We start from the raw sequence: 15,314 nt of genomic DNA, 5'->3' as shown, positions 1-15,314 counted from the left end.
CCTTCGGGTCCGGGTGCGCCATCGGCGCCTGCGGGTCCTGCGGGTCCGGGTGGTCCTTCGGGTCCGGGTGCGCCATCGGCGCCTGCGGGTCCTGCGGGTCCGGGTGGTCCTTCGGGTCCGGGTGCGCCATCGGCGCCTGCGGGTCCTGCCGGTCCCTCGGGTCCCGGTGCGCCATCGGCGCCCGCTGGGCCAGCTGGACCTGTGTAGCCTCGAGGGCCCACCGGGCCCACCGGGCCCCTGGGACCTGCTGGACCTGCTGGACCTGCTGGGCCCTGAGTCCCTTCAGGAATTCGGCAGAGGAAGATGGGCAGCCCCAGCCACCTGCACAGCGGGATGTAAATCGCATCGCTTGCGGTGGGCTGCAGCAGGCCCTTGTGGATGATCGCTCCGGTGGGTGTGGCATCCGTGCTGCGGATCACGGTGGGCAGGGATACGAAGTTCGTGCAAATGCTGGCAAGCACCACAGGGCAGGGGTCCCCCTGCGTGCTTCCGGCGGATTGGATTTCGTCGTGGCGAGCCTGCGCCGATATCTGAAGTTGCGAATCGGCCGAAACTGGGACAGGGGAGTGCAGAAGCAGGACGGCCCCGGCGAGCGCGCCGCCCGCAAGGGTCCGTTTCATGAAAGTAGACACGTGCGTTGTTTCTCCCTTCCTGTTGAGAGAAAACGCCGCGCGGACATTCTTGGGGCGCCCAGGAGATAGGCGGGAGAAGTGTGCTTCAAAGCTGGAATGGAAGCTTGATGGAGGGTGCGCGTTTCTTTGCGCTCCAGGCTTTTGATTATATTTATAGAGCGTTAATGTCGCCGTTATTGCGATTGTTCGGATAAGTGGGCGATGATGTCATAAAGCGTAAATTAGGCTATGGGTTTGTTTCGCGCCAAGGTTCCGTGGCCGAACCCTGCTCCCGGGTCCGCCGCTCGGATCCATGCGGTTTCGTGTGGTCGGACCACGCTGGGGCACGGAAGGCCCGCCGGTAGGCCGAGGGGGAGGTGCGCATCGTCCGGGTGAAGTGATGGCGGAAGGTCGCCGTGCTGTCGAAGCCCACCGCGGACGCGATGTCCTCCACCGGCACGGAGGTGGACTCCAGCATCGTCAGGCTGGCCGCGACCCGTTGAGAGATGACCCAGCGCAACGGACTCGTCCCGGTCTGCCGTCCGAAGTGCCTGATGAACGTACGTGGGGACATGTGCGCGGCCTCCGCCAGGGTGGCGATCGTGATGGGTTCCGCGAGGTGTTCCAACGCCCAGGCCATCGCGGCGGTCACGGCGGCGCCGTCCTCCACGTGAGGGACCGCGGTCTGGATGAACTGTGCCTGTCCGCCCTCCCGGTGCGGGGGGATGACGAGTCTTCGCGCGACCTCGTTGGCCACGCCGGGCCCGTAGTCCTTGCGCACCAGATGGATGAGCAGGTCCAGTCCTGCCGCGCTGCCCGCGCTGGTCAGCACGTCCTCACCGTCCACGTAGAGCACATCCGGATCGACCTCGACCCGCGGGAACCTGTGCTGGAGCAGCTCGGCGTACTTCCAGTGGGTCGTCGCCCTCCTGCCGTTCAGTAGTCCGGCCGCGGCGAGGGCGAACGCGCCCGAGCAGATCGACACGACCCGCGCGCCCCTGTCATGGGCTCTCCGCAGTGCCGTGACCACCTCGGGGGAGACCTCGCCGTGGACATTCGCGACCCCGGGCACGATCACCGTGCTCGCGGCCTCAAGCGCGTCGAGCCCGTGCTCGGTCCGCATCGTGAACCCGCCCGTGACCCGCAGATCGGCGGGCGTCTCGGCGCAGACCGACAGCCTGTACCAGGGCACCTCCAACTCAGGGCGGGCGATGCCGAAGATCTCGACCACGCAGCCAAGCTCGAAAGGTGACATGCCGTCGAAGGCCAGCACGGACACGGCGGGAGGTGTGGCGTGGGACGCCGGCGGAGGGATGAGCATGGCGAGATATTAACGATAAGCGGCGTTCGTGCCACTGTTGGAACCGATCTGCCGACCGACACCATTGTTCGTGCCAGGCATCACCCCCGGTGCCATCTCCCGAGCCGGGCACCGCGACCGGTACCTTCCGCCACCGCGGACCTCGCCGCCGTCACCGTTGTCTGAAAGGCCGCCCATGTCTGTCCCCGTTCCCTCCCCCTCCGCCGTCACCGCGGTACCGGCCGCGAGGAATGCCGAGGCGCTGGCGCACTTCGCCGCCAGGCTGGCGTTCGAGACCGACGTCTCCGACGTCGCCGCCGACCTGGCCGCCGGTGTCACGGACATCGTCGTGGTCGACTCCCGGAGCCGGGAGGGCTGGGAGCAGGGCCATGTCCTGGGAGCCGTTCACCTGCCCACCGCGTTGATCGCCGAACGCGCTCGCTCGGTCGTTCCCTCAGGGGTGACCGTGGTGACCTACTGCTGGGGGCCGGGGTGCAACGGCGCCACCCGGGCCGCGCTGGAGTTCGCCGGACTCGGCTACCCGGTCAAGGAGATGCTCGGCGGCTTCGAGTACTGGGCCAGGGAGGGCTTCCCCGTCGAGACCGTCGCGGGCGTGTCCCGCCGCTCCGTCGACGCCCTGACCGCGCCGGTCTCCGGCGTCGCCTGTGTCTGCTGACGTCACCTCGGCGGACGGCGGACGTACGCGGTGGGCGGCATGCCGATGACGCCGGTGAAGTCGCGGGTGAAGTGGGACTGGTCGCTGTAGCCGAGATCGGCGGCGAGCCGCGACCAGTCGGTTGCGGGTCCGGCTCTCTCGGCGGCCTCGTGGATGCGGTAACGGCGGATCACCCATTTGGGGGAGACCCCGACGTGGTCGCTGAACAGCCGCTGCAGGTGCCGGACACTCAGCCCGTGCAGGGCGGCCAGATCGCCGACGCGGACGATGGCCGGGTCGGTGAGCACGCTCGCGACGAGGTCCGCCGCCCGCTCGGCGACGGGGTCGCGGACGGGGAGCCGCGTGAGCAGGAACCCTTCCAGCGCCCGTACCGCCTCCTCGTCGGAGGCAGCTAGTACGGCCGGGGTCACCGCGTCGGCGTCCGGCCCGAGGATCCGGGAGGCGGGGACGCGGAGATCGGTGATCGTGGACAGCGGGGCGCCGAGGAAGGGGCGGAAACCGGCGGGCCGGAAGCGGGTGCCGACCACGACCCCGGTGCCGGTCAGGACCTCCAGGTAGTCACCGGTGATGACCCCTGCCACGTGGGAACCGTGCTCGTGGAAGACCAGGTTCACCGATGGATGGGACACGATCCGCTGTTCGTACGGTTCGTCCAACTCCCAGCGGACGATCCAGTGATGCTCGACGAAGGGGGCCAGGGCCGGGTGGCACGCGTGACGCCCGTAACGGAACCGGGCCGCCCCGAAGTGCAGGATGCCCCGGGTGTCGTCGGCGGGCGTACCCGTCACGACGGGATGGGGATGTGGATTTTCGGCAGACCCTGCGGTTCCTTGCCCGGATACTCGCCCCCCAGCATGGTGGCCACCGTGTAGAGGTGCCAGGCGTGGGTGGGTTTCCTCAGGACGGGTTCGGCGAACAGCTTGCGTACCTCGTCGGGCTTGACGATGGGAGACAGCAGGTCCAGGCGGCCGAGGACGTGGTCGCGCATCAGGCCGGTCAACTCGGCGCCGGGACTGGTCCGCCAGTTCCAGCCGCCCCCTCCGGTCTTCGGCGCCGTCAGCACCGGCGGCCTGCGCTGCCAGGGGTAGTAACGCTTCCCCGCGGTGAACCGCCACGGCTTGCCCTCGACCGGGATGTTCCGCAGAGACGGGGCCAGGATGCCGAGCAGCTCGTAGATGACCTCCTCCGACAGCCGCCAGGTCTGGTCGAGACCCAGCGCGGCGCGGACCACCCGGTTGTCGAAGAACGGCCAGATCTGGTCGCCTCTGCGCAGCGAGCCCGCCCGCGCCCCCGCCTGCCAGCGGCCGACCTTGTAGGAGACGTACATGTGGTCGAGCGCCTCCAGCGGAGCCCGCTTTCGCCAGGGCTCGGCCAGCTCACGGGCGTGCTCGTTGGCCTCCTCGGTGAACAGCGCGGGATCTCGCAGGAAGGTCACGTCCACCCGGCGGCGCAGCGCCTTCTCGCTCAGGTCGGTCTGGAGCAGCAGCAGGCTTCCGGCCCGAAGGCTCTCCCCGCTCTGCCCCGACATGGTGGGTTTGGCGCTGTAGGGGAGGTAGCCGACGATCGACTCGTACGCCGACGTCATCCCCTCACAGGCGCGCAACGTCTCGTAGGTCCGCGCGAGGGGATGCTCGACGACGATCGCGTCCTTCTTCTCGACACGGGCCGGGGGGATGACGGTGTGCTCGATGCGCAGCGCGCGGGCGACCTTCCCGGCGATGACCACGTCGGGATGGGTGTCCAGGCCGTTGGTGGTCGCGCGCAGCGGGATGCCGGCCGCGTGCAGCACCGCGGCGATCAGGCGGCTGTCCCTGCCGCCGGTGAGGGCGAGGTTCACCGGCTCCCTGGTCGTGCGCAGCGGCTCCACCGTGGCCAGGAGCGCCTCGGCCAACTCCCGGACAAGGTGTTTCTTCTGCCTGCGTGACTCGGGCGCGGGCACGGCCGTGGGGAGCGGGGTCGTGACGATCGTGCGCCGGCCGTTCCTGACGGTCACCGACGAGGACGGTGGCAGCGTGCTCACCCCTCGGTAGGGGGTCTCGTCCGACAGGAAGTATCCCTGCCTGACCATCGACTGCAGCGCGAGCACGTCCCACTCCACGCGCTCGCCGCCGCCCGCGAGGTGGACGAGCAGCGCCCGGCTGCCGATCACGTGCACGTCGGGGGTCTCGGTGTAGTAGACCGGGCAGATCCGGTGGACCGCGGTGGCGGCGGACAGTTCGTCCTCGGTCGCCCGGAACGCCGAGAAGCACCCGCCGATCCCCTCGGTGTCCAGCACCGGCATGGCCGCCAGCCGGTTCACGTCACCCGGTGCGGTCAGGTAGCCGTTCACCCCGGTCACCCGGTCGTGGCCGGTCTCCAGCAGGGGAGGACGCCGTGAGTCGTCGGGCTCGTTGGTCCATGAGAACACCGCGATCCCGGGACGGTGCCACTCCCGGGATCCGATGACCTCGGGCGGTACGGCGAACGCGCTCTCGATCGCGCCTCTCACGGTGTGCAGCATCGTCTCGGGTATTCCGGCTCCTGGGTGTTTGGCCGCGAGGCCGAGATATACGCGCATGCTGCAGGATCCTATGACGCGTTTTTTCAAGACAGCTGTGAGTTCGGCTCGACAGCATGGCAGGCATGAACGAGATGCTGTCACGTGCCGTCACCGGCGCCGCGGCCGTCGCCCGCGGCGTCCGCGACGACCAGCTGGGCCTGCCCACCCCCTGCGACGGCTTCGACGTGCGGGAGCTGCTCGGCCACCTGGCCTGGACGGCCGCGATGTTCGAGGCACTGGCCCGCCGCGAGCAGCCGCCGTCGCAGGACGCCGACCACGCCCCTTTCGCGGACAGGGCCGCCGCGCTGCTCGCCGCCTGGTCGGAACCCGGGGTGACCGAGGGCACCAGTTCCACGATGGGGATGCCCATGGCCATGGTGCTCCAGATGGTGCTGGGCGACACGGTGATCCATGGCTGGGACCTGGCCAGGGCCACCGGTCAGGAGTACACGGTGGACGCCGCGACCGGCGAGGCCGTGGCCGCCTTCGTCGAGGGGATGGCGCCGCAGGGACGGCGCCTGGGAGTCTTCGGGGAGGAGGTGCCCGTGGCGAGCGACGCCTCGCCGTTCGAGCGGGCGCTCGGGCTCAGCGGACGGGACCCGGCCTGGAAACCCTGATCACGCGCCGAACACGGTTGGCGCTCGCTTGGGTCAAGCTCCCGGCGGACCGCGCAGAGGAGTCGTCGTAGGGGATGACACGCATCCCCAGGAGGCGACATGAAGTCACGTCCGCTCACCATCGTCCTCGCCGTGCTCGCGCTGCTCGCCCTGATGTTCGCCGCCGCCTGCGGTGGATCCGGCAGCGAGCCGGTGCCGGAATCCGGAAGGGCGGTCCCGTCCATGCCCTCGGACGCCGCCCCCGAGGCCGGAGATCAGAGCTCTGAGGGAACCGAGTCCGAGGCCCGGGCCACTCCCGAAAGCGAGGCCACCCGAAGGCGCGACACCTCCGCCGAACAGATCTCGACCTTCGCCCTCGATGTGGACACCGCGTCGTACGGCTACAGCAAACGGATCCTCGCCGAGGGCAGGTTGCCGGAGGCGGGCCAGGTGAGGCCGGAGGAGTTCGTCAACTCCTTCGCCCAGGACTACGCGGAACCCGAGGACGACGGTTTCACCGTGCACATGGACGGCGCCCGCACCCCGGGAAACGGCACCGCGCTGCTCCGCGTCGGCCTGCAGACCCGGAAGGCGAGCGCGCAGGCCCGGCGGCCGGCGAACCTCACCTTCGTGGTGGACGTGTCCGGCTCGATGGGCGAGCCGGGCAGGCTCGACCTGGTGAGGGACGCCCTGCACAAGCTCGTCGACCAGCTCGGACCCGGCGACCAGATCTCCCTCGTGGCCTTCAGCGACGAGGCGGACGTCGTCCTCTCCATGACCCCCGCGACCGACAAGGAGAGGCTCCACGCCGCCGTCGAACGCCTCGCCATCCAGCAGTCCACGAACCTGGAGGCGGGGCTGACCAGCGGATACGCCGAGGCTGCGGCGAGCTTCAGGGCGGTGGCCGTCAACCGCGTCATCCTGCTCTCCGACGGCCTGACCAACGTCGGCGACACCACCTGGCGCGGCATCCTCGACCGGGTCGAGGATGCCGCGGCCAAGAAGATCACCCTGCTGTGCGTCGGCGTCGGCCGCGACTACGGTGACGAGCTGATGGAGCGGCTCGCCGACAACGGCGACGGCGCCGCGGTCTACGTCGGTTCCGTCGACGACGCGCGCAAGGTCTTCGTCGAGCAGCTCGCCACCAACATCGACCTGCGCGCCCGCGACGCCAAGGCGCAGGTCGTGTTCAACCCCTCGGCCGTGGAGTCCTACCGCCTCATCGGCTATGAGAACCGGCGGCTCGCGACCGAGGACTTCCGTGACGACACCAAGGACGGCGGAGAGATCGGCCCCGGCCACTCGGTGACGGCCCTGTACGAGCTCCGGCTGCGCGGCGGGTCGTCGGGACAGCTGGCCACCGCCACCGTGCGCTGGCAGGATCCCGACACCCGCGACCCGGCGGAAGCCTCTCGCTCCCTCGCGGCGGGCGATCTGGCGAACTCGCCGTGGGAGGGGCCCACGCCGAGGTTCCAGGTCGACGTGGTGGCAGCGGGCTTCGCCGAGTATCTCCGCACCGGGGAGGGGATCGCCGGAGCCACGCCCGGTGATCTCGCCGCCCACGCCACCCGCCTGGCCGCCTCCACCGAGGACCGCGCGGTGACCGAGCTCGCCGAACTGATAGAGAAGGCCGCGTCGCTCCGATAGGCGTGCGTGGGCACTCCATGATCGAGTGGGCCGGCTCCTCGTGAGTCGGCCTCGTGGGCGGCCCGCGCCGGTTACGCCGGTTACAGGGTGAGGGGTGATCTCCTATACACTGGCGTGGTCGCCGGGTCAGGCCCGGAGGCGTCGACGAGGGGCTATGGCGCAGCTGGTAGCGCGCCTCCATGGCATGGAGGAGGTCTGGGGTTCGAATCCCCATAGCTCCACCTCTGATCGTTTCTGAGTCGGCTCAGTGACGGCCGACGAGATCCCGTCCGATCAAATGATCGGACGGGATCTCGTCGTTTCCGGGTCCCGCGATCGCCGGCCGGGCTTCGGATGAGCCGTGGAGCGGGAAATCATCGCGACGGCACGTGAGTGATTAAGGGACGGCGACGCTTCTTGGGTATTCCGTACGGCGTCGCCACCGGCTCGTTCCTGAAAATTTGTCCACGCTCTGAACTAATTCACGTGGCCCCGTGGCGGTTATGAAAGTTTCTTCGGGATTTCGTGCGCGGGCGAGGTCTGAGAGCGAACCGCAGGGGCCTCGACGACCGTCTCGAACGGTCGGCAATGGGATGACCTTCCCCTTCCGAGCAGCCAGAAGACGTCGAAGGCGGGCGTCGTGCGCCTTTGGTTGAGATGTGGTGTTTCCGGGCCGGGGGGATTGGTCGGATCCGGCCCGGAACGGATTCCTTGACTTAACGGGTTAAGTGAACTTGGCTCACCGAAACCATATGAATGACCTGGGGGTTCAGGGCGTTCGGCTCCGGTCCTGCGCCCAGTAGGGAGGCAAGAACATGATCTTGCGACAACGAGGACCGGCGATCCTCAGGAGCGCGGCGGGAATCCTCTGCCTGGCGGCGGGCCTGCTCGCGGCGCCGGCCTCCGCCGCGTCGGTCTCCGCGGCGCCCGGCTGCCAGGTCGCCTACTCGGTGGCCTCCCAGTGGGGCGACGGGTTCGGCGCGAGCGTCACGATCACCAATCTGGGAGATCCGCTCAACGGCTGGCAGTTGAAATGGTCGTTTACGGCCGGACAGAGTGTGACGCAGGGCTGGAACGCGACCTTCTCCCAGAGCGGCAGCACGGTGACAGCCGCGAACGTCGCCTACAACGGCGCTCTGGCGACCGGTGCCGCCACCACGATCGGCTTCAACGGCAGTTGGAGCGGATCCAACCCGGTGCCCACCTCCTTCACTCTCAACGGGGTCGCGTGCACCGGTTCGGTCACCAATCCGCCGTCGCCGAACCCCACCCCCACCCCCACTCCGACGCCTCCGCCGCCCAACACCACCGGTCTGGTCGGCTGGGCGACCCAGGGGGGAGGCACGACCGGTGGCGGCAGCGCGGCCGCCACCACGGTGACGAGCGCGTCGGCCCTGACGAGCGCCGCCTCGGGGACGGGCGCGGCCGTGATCCGGGTGTCGGGTACGATCTCCTGCTCGGGCATGCTGAGGATCGGCTCCAACAAGACGATCATCGGTAACTCCGGAGCGACGATCGTCGGCTGTGGCCTGAACGTCTCCAACGCGTCCAACGTGATCATCCGGAACCTGACCTTCAGGAACTGGGACGACGACGCGATCAACGTCCAGTACTCGACCCGGGTCTGGATCGACCACAACACGCTGTCCAACGGTTACGACGGCGCCATCGACATCAAGCGCGCCAGCGACTACGTCACCGTGTCGTGGAACCGCCTGTACAGCCATGACAAGGCCATGCTGCTCGGGCACAGCGACGACAACGGCTCCGAGGACAGGGGTCACCTGCGCGTGACCTACCACCACAACTGGCTCGACGGCACCAACCAGCGCAACCCCCGGGTGCGCTTCGGCAACCCCGTGCACGTCTACAACAACTACTACTCCAACGTCAGGGGATACGGGGTCGCCTCCACTCAGGGCGCCGGTGTGCTGGTCGAGGGCAACTACTTCGAGAACGTCCCCGACCCCTACCACCTGGGCGAGGCCGCGTCGGGCCCCGGCACCCTGGTGGCCCGCAACAACCATCTGACCGGTTCCGGCAGCGGGCAGCAGGGTGGTTCGGTGGCCTCCATCCCGTATTCCTACGGCCTTGATGGAGCGTCCGCCGTCAAGTCCATCGTCACCTCCGGTGCGGGAGCAGGAAAGATCAACCTCTGAACGGCCGTGAAGCCGATTTCCCGGGGTGTCATGCCCGCCCCGGACCGTGTCCTCGATCCGCAGGGCGGAGCCGGAGGGGGCACGGCCCGGGGCGGAAAAGAGAAAAAATCGAATACCGCTCACCGTCTTGACGCTCCCAATGGCGCTCCTTAGCATTCTTTCACCGATATCGGGAGCGAACCGATCGGCGACGACCCTCAATATGGCACTCGACCAGAAATTTGGTCGAGTGCCATATTGGTGTGTCTCGACGCCAACGTGGCGGGTGCGAAGGAGAGGGCTTGAACAAGCCGTTCGGCCGTGGCGGAAACCGTCGACGCGGCGGGTCGACTCGCCGGGACGACCACCTTCGGCAGGAACACACGCCGGGGAATACGCGCGGGATTTCATGCGGTTTTTTTGTGCGGTCCCCCGGTGAGGAGGACCGCGATGACCGGTAGTGGCCGGAGATGAATGACCTGAAAGTCCGCTTCTCCGGCTCCCGATCGGGCCGATGGCCCATAACGACCGGTCAGAGGAATGTGCTGGGCTGGATCAGCCCGGACCTGCCGGGGCCGGCCGACATCCTGTCGACGATGGTGCGGGTGCCCCGGGGAAGCACCATGGACGCGGTCGGTGCGGCGCTGGGCGCGCTGATCGGTCGCCAGGAGGCACTGCGGACCCTGCTGCGGGACGGTGAGCAGTTCGTGCGCGCGTCGGGGACGCTCATCGCCAAGGTGGTCGAGGCCACGGGCACTCACCAGGACTGGTTCCTGCCGGGCGGGGCTTTCGATCCCGCCGTCGACCTCCCGGTGAGGGCGACTGTGGTGACCCGATCGGGATCTCCGTTCCTGGTCGTCCTGCACGTGTCGCACGTGGCGGCGGACCTGTCGGCGATGACGATTCTGCGCGCCGAACTCGCCGCGCTGCTGGCGGATCGACCGCTTCCTCCCGCCACGCACCATCCCGCCGACCGTGCCACCTACGAGCTCACCCCGGCCGGGCGGCGCCAGCTGGAGGGGTCGACCGGATACTGGGCCCGTCAGCTGGCGGAAAGACCGTTGTGCTCGCTCGGTCTGCCCTTCCGCTTTCCCGACGCGCGCGGCCATCATCACGTGCTGCTGGGCTCCCAGGTCGCCGCGGAGGCGGTGGTCCAGGTCGCGGCGAAGACGGGCGCGCAGCCGTCGGCGGTGGTGATGGCCGCGTTCGCGGCGCTTCTGACAGGCTGGACCCAAGACCCGGAATGTCAGCTGCACTGTCTGTGCAGCAACCGTTTCTCCCCGGAGTCGCGTGACTACGTCGGAACGCTCGCCCAGGACACGATCATTCCTTTCAGTGCCTCGGCCTCGTTCCTCGGGTCGGTCCGGCGGACGAACGCCGCCGCCCTGACGGCTTACAGGTATGGCCGATACGACCCGGTCCGACTGGACGAGACGATGGGCGCGGCGGAACGGGCCCGCGGTATGCGCTGTCACCGCGACGTGGTCGTCAACAACACGAGCGGCCACGTTCATACGATCCTGCCGAGGGCCGGGGTGGAACCCGGCATGGGCGATCGCGTGTTCGGCGCCCCCGCGGAGTTCGACATCTACCGGCTGGACGGCAAGCTCGGCTGCGGGCTCGCTCTCGATGCCCGCCTGGCCACCGCCGACGAGACCGCAGGCATCCTCGGCGGAGTCGAACGGCTCATCGTCGCCGCCGCCGACGGCGACGTCGATCCGGCGGACTTCGGGATCCCCCCTGCGCAACGGGGGCCGGGCTGGGTGCGTGCCCGTTCGTGCTGGGTCGATCTCTCCGGTGTCCAGGCCGCGGTGGATCTCGCCCTCGGCCCCGGTGTCGCGCGGATCGAGGCCGTCGGCGACGGGCTGATCGCGCGGGTCGGGCGGGACACCGACCCCTCCGCCGCCGCCAGGGCGGTGGTCGAGGTGGTCCTGCGCGAGGGGCGCCACGGTGTCGTCGCCCCCGGCGACTACGTGCGGGCCGTCGGCTGAGGAAGACCGGCCATGAGCGTGTTCCCCGATGTTCTTCCCGGGGAGCACACCGCATGACCGGTCCTCCTCACCTGCCGGACCTGAGGGGTCAGTTGCCGGTGATCACGAAGGTCGTCCCCGGCTGTCGCACGATGTCGCCGGTGGCCGAGTTGGTTATGGTCACGTTCGTCAGCGTCGCGTTACCGCGAGCGCCGCTCATGGCGAGGATGCCGGCCCCGTTGTTGGACCTGTCGATCCTCACATTGGTGATCGCGACGTTCGGCATGTTGCCACCGCCCGTCTTGAACTGGATGCCGTCGTAGGTCGAGTCGCGGATCTCGGTGTCGCGGATGGTGACACCGGTGATGTCACCGCCCTGCGGGAACAACGTGATCGCCCCGAACTCCTGGTCCTCGTTCCAGAAGGCGCCACCCGTGCGGTAGAGCCCGTTGTTGGCGATCAACGTGGTCCCCGAGAAGGGCAGGGGGCTGTGGTCGGTCGCCAGCATGATGCCCGGGTAGTTCATGGTGTCGTAGATCAGGTTGTTCTCGATCGAGTTGTTGTAACCGCCGTAGACCGCGATGCCGTTCGCCCGCCAGGGCAGCTGGATGGTGTTGTTGACGAAGTGGTTGTCGTGCGTGTTGTCGACGACCCGGTCCTTCACCGCCTGGTTGGCCCAGATCGCGAGGGCGTCGTCGCCGGTGTTGCGGAACGAGGAGTTGAACACTCGCGAGTTCCGTGTGCCGTTGGTGAAGTTGATGCCGTCGGCGTAGGTGTTGCGGATGCGCATGCCGCTGAACAGCAGGTTGTCGCCCGGCCCCCACAGGGCGGGGATGTTGTCGTAGTCGCGGCCGACCCAGGCGCCCACGTTGGCGTGCTCGATCCACACGTTTGTGATCTTGGTGTTCTCGCCGAACCGGCCGTTCAGGCCCACCCCGCCCTCGTCGTTGCCGTCTCCGCCGCGAATGCGGCCGGATCCGAAGATGGCGATGTCGGAGATCTGGGTGTTGCTGTCGATGTCGAAGCCGAAGTTGCCCTCGTGCGGGTGGTTGATGCCGCCCACCACGTCCTGCGGTTCGGTCAGGGTGTACAGCTGGGAGTGCCACATGCCCGCGCCGCGGATCGTGACGTTCTTGATGCCCACCTGGTTCCACTGCCCACGGTTCAGCGGGTCGTCGGTGAGGATCTTCTGCTCCTGCCGCCACTGTCCCGCCGGGATCCACACGCAGCCGATGACGCCGTTCTGGTCGTCGGTCACCGCCCGCTGGATGGCGGCCGTGTCGTCGAGCCCGTCGTTGGGCACCGCGCCGTAGTCGGTGATCGAGGTGCATTCGGCCGGTCGGCTCGCCGGAGGCGCCACCTGCTCCAGGTCGATCAGGTCGATGACGTAGAACGCGGCCGTGTCGGTCGCGTCACGCTGCAACCGGAATTTGGTGCCGGCCGGGTAGGTCTGCGAGAGCAGCGCGTGCGACTCGTCGAACAACCGCCGGGCGTCGGCCTGGGGGGTGTTCGACAGTGACTCGGGGCCGTCGGTGTTCCCGTACAGCCAGCTGTGGCGTGAGGAGAGGGTGAGCTTCCTGGAGAAGGTGCCGTTGACGTAGAGGCTGATGGTCGCCTCGATGCCGCCGCCGCCCGGTGCGTCGGGGATGGAGTTGCGGACCACGATCGAGTTGGAGGGGTTGGTCGAGGTGAACTCGACGAACTGACCCGTGCTGTTCAGCCGTACCGACTTGCGGCCCGAGGACTCGGTGGCGAAGTTGGTGTGCCCGAAGGTGCGCAGCGGGTCGGTCTCCAGCAGGGTGCCCTGGTAGTCGGCGGATTCGGCCTCGTACTCGACCCATGGGACGGCCGCACCGCGCCCGACCACGATCGACAGCGAGAACGTGTTGTTGTTCTCGTTGGTCTCGGCGACGGCGTTGGTCGCGTCGGCGGTCGCGGTGACGGTGGCGCCGCCGGCGGTGGCGGTCCAGCTGCCGTTCACGGCCACGTTGACCGTCGCGCCCGCGGCGATCGACGCGGTGTTGGCGTTGAGCGTGGTGCCTCCCACCGTCACCCGGGTGACCGTGGTCGCGCCCGTCGCGGTGGTTCCCCGGTTCTTCACCGCCACGGTGAACGTGACCGGCGCTCCGACGGCCGGGTTCGGCGGGTTGGAGGTGACGCCGAGCACCTGCAGGTCGGGCCCGGGAGCCTGCGAGACCACCAGCGGCGACGACGCGGTGAGGGTGTTGTTGTCCTCGTTCTGCTCGAAGACCGAGTTGTCCGGATCCACCCTGGCGTTGACCGTGTAACTTCCCTCGCCGCGGGTGCCGATGTCGTGGGTCACCGTGGCGGTGCCGTTGACGGGGAGGGCGGGGACGGCGACGGTCGCGACCGGGGTGCCGTCGAGGTTGAGGTTCACGCTGTCGGCAGGGGAGGGCGCGGTGCCCACGTTCCTGACCGTGGCCGACAGGGTGATCGCGCTGGTCTCGTTCGGGGACGCCGGGGTCCACGAGAGGTTCGTGACCGTGAGGTCGGGGTTCGGCGCGGGGACGCCGAAGATCTGGAACTCGGCGACCTGCCCGCCGGGCGCGCCGCTGTTGGCGGTGAACCTCAGCTGGACGTCGGCGACGGTGGCGTTGAGGGGGATCGTCACCGAGTTGCCGGAGGCCGGGTTGAAGGTGTGGTTCTGCGCGGAGACCAGGCTGGTGTAGCCCGTGGCGTTCTGCTCGCGGCCCAGGATCTGGATGTTCTGCGTGCGGGTCCCCCACGCGGAGTCGGGGTTGAGCTTCAGCACCACCGAGCTGACGTTCGCGTTGGCGCCGAGCTTGGCGGTGAGCGTGTTCGGGAACGCGCCGGAGTCGGCCTCCCAGTAGGTGGCGAGGTTGTTGTCGTTCGCGTTCGCGGCGACGAACGAGTGCACGTGGCCGGACTCGGCCATCTCCTTGCCGATCGCCAGGTTGGATCCCGGGGTGCCGGTGCCCTCGCGGGTCACGGAGTTGCTGTTGGCCGACTGGTTGCCCGCCGCGTCCTTGGCCCGCACGAAGTACGTCACGGTCGCCGACGCCGGCTGGTTGTCGGTGTAGGTCAGTACGTTGCCGACGCTGCCCCGCAGTTGGTTGTCGGCGTAGACGTCGTATCCGGTGACGCCCACGTTGTCGGTGGAGGCGTTCCAGGTCAGCCTGATCTGGCCGGTGGCCGGCTGGGTGAAGGCGAGGTTGCCGGGGGCCGTCGGGCGCTGGGTGTCGCCGCCGCCGGCGGTGCCGTAGATCTCGAATTCGGAGATCTGCGCTGCGGGCCAGCCGGTGTTCGCGGTGATGGCGACGCGCCAGTACCGGTGGGTCGCGGCACCGAAGTCGATCGTGACCGTGTTGCCGGTCGCCGGGTTGAACGTGTGGTTCGCCGAGGCCACGACCGTGCTGAAGGTGTTGCCGTCGGCGCCGCCCTGGATCGAGAGCGTCTGGGTACGGGTCTGCCAGGCGGCCGCGGGGGGCACCTTCAGCACGATCCGGTCGACGCTCGTGGCGGTGCCGAGGTCGATTCGCGCCCACTGCGGGAAGCTGTTGTTGGGACTCTCCCAGTAGGTGTCCGGGTTTCCGTCGTTGACGGCGGACACCGGGTAGCCGCCCGTGGAGCCGCTCGCCAGGGTCGCCTTGCCCGGCGACAGATTGGGGCCGGCCGCGGCGGAGGCCGGGACGACCGACCCCACGACGAGGAGTAAGCCGGTGACGACCATGGTCGCCACCCGTCGTAACGGTCTGTGCAGCATTCTCATTCGCCTTCTTCTTCTCTCGTCGGGCACGGCGGGGCCGAGGCGTGAAGGTGGGACCTTCACCGCACACGTAATGGGGGGCAGGTGCACGACGCGGTGCATCCCTGGAG

Annotated in this window: 9 protein-coding genes and 1 tRNA gene; 6 read left to right on the top strand and 4 right to left on the bottom strand. The window is 68.7% G+C overall.

The genetic code is table 11. From position 1 onward, the window contains the following. Window positions 1-858: 858 nt before the first annotated feature. Window positions 859-1,932: a helix-turn-helix domain-containing protein gene (locus AB0B90_RS25240; protein WP_362925077.1), complete on the bottom strand. Its 1,074-nt coding sequence runs from the start codon at window positions 1,930-1,932 to the stop codon at window positions 859-861. A gap of 175 nt (window positions 1,933-2,107) precedes the next feature. Here AB0B90_RS25240 and AB0B90_RS25235 point away from each other — a divergent pair, with 175 nt between their 5' ends. Next, complete coding sequence (locus AB0B90_RS25235; RefSeq protein ID WP_362925075.1) at window positions 2,108-2,587, top strand: rhodanese-like domain-containing protein; 480 nt, start codon at window positions 2,108-2,110, stop codon at window positions 2,585-2,587. A gap of 2 nt (window positions 2,588-2,589) precedes the next feature. Here the strand turns inward: AB0B90_RS25235 and AB0B90_RS25230 are convergent, their stop codons facing one another. Continuing rightward, window positions 2,590-3,375, bottom strand: a complete 786-nt coding sequence (locus tag AB0B90_RS25230) for an AraC family transcriptional regulator (RefSeq protein ID WP_350945866.1) — start codon at window positions 3,373-3,375, stop codon at window positions 2,590-2,592. After that, window positions 3,372-5,144, bottom strand: coding sequence for an asparagine synthase-related protein (locus AB0B90_RS25225; protein ID WP_350945867.1), 1,773 nt, complete (start codon window positions 5,142-5,144; stop codon window positions 3,372-3,374). Before AB0B90_RS25225 ends, AB0B90_RS25230 begins: the two co-directional genes overlap by 4 nt. Window positions 5,145-5,209: 65 nt before the next feature. On the opposite strand from AB0B90_RS25225, the gene AB0B90_RS25220 reads away from it, so the two are divergent. From AB0B90_RS25220 to AB0B90_RS25200, 5 genes are all read left to right on the top strand, one after another. After that, the gene (locus tag AB0B90_RS25220) at window positions 5,210-5,743 is read left to right on the top strand and encodes a TIGR03086 family metal-binding protein (protein ID WP_362925072.1); all 534 of its coding nucleotides are present in this window, start codon (window positions 5,210-5,212) and stop codon (window positions 5,741-5,743) included. Between the two features lie 99 nt (window positions 5,744-5,842). Continuing rightward, window positions 5,843-7,369 (top strand): von Willebrand factor type A domain-containing protein, encoded by a 1,527-nt coding sequence (locus tag AB0B90_RS25215; RefSeq protein WP_350945869.1) that lies wholly within the window; start codon window positions 5,843-5,845, stop codon window positions 7,367-7,369. 148 nt (window positions 7,370-7,517) lie between these two features. Then, window positions 7,518-7,590: transfer RNA gene (locus AB0B90_RS25210), tRNA-Ala, on the top strand. A 573-nt stretch (window positions 7,591-8,163) separates the two neighbouring features. Then, window positions 8,164-9,507, top strand: coding sequence for a cellulose binding domain-containing protein (locus tag AB0B90_RS25205; RefSeq protein ID WP_362925070.1), 1,344 nt, complete (start codon window positions 8,164-8,166; stop codon window positions 9,505-9,507). Between the two features lie 449 nt (window positions 9,508-9,956). Beyond that, complete coding sequence (locus AB0B90_RS25200; protein WP_350945871.1) at window positions 9,957-11,477, top strand: condensation domain-containing protein; 1,521 nt, start codon at window positions 9,957-9,959, stop codon at window positions 11,475-11,477. A gap of 88 nt (window positions 11,478-11,565) precedes the next feature. On the opposite strand, the gene AB0B90_RS25195 is transcribed toward AB0B90_RS25200, so the two are convergent. Then, a complete protein-coding gene (locus tag AB0B90_RS25195; RefSeq protein WP_362925067.1) occupies window positions 11,566-15,207 on the bottom strand; it encodes a CARDB domain-containing protein in 3,642 nt (1,213 codons plus the stop codon). Window positions 15,208-15,314: the final 107 nt, after the last annotated feature.

Source organism: Streptosporangium sp. NPDC049078 (genome assembly GCF_040648855.1).
In the GTDB taxonomy this organism is placed as follows: domain Bacteria; phylum Actinomycetota; class Actinomycetes; order Streptosporangiales; family Streptosporangiaceae; genus Streptosporangium.
The sequence above is the reverse complement of the archived record's forward strand: the minus strand, read 5'-3'. Positions and strand labels throughout refer to the sequence as shown.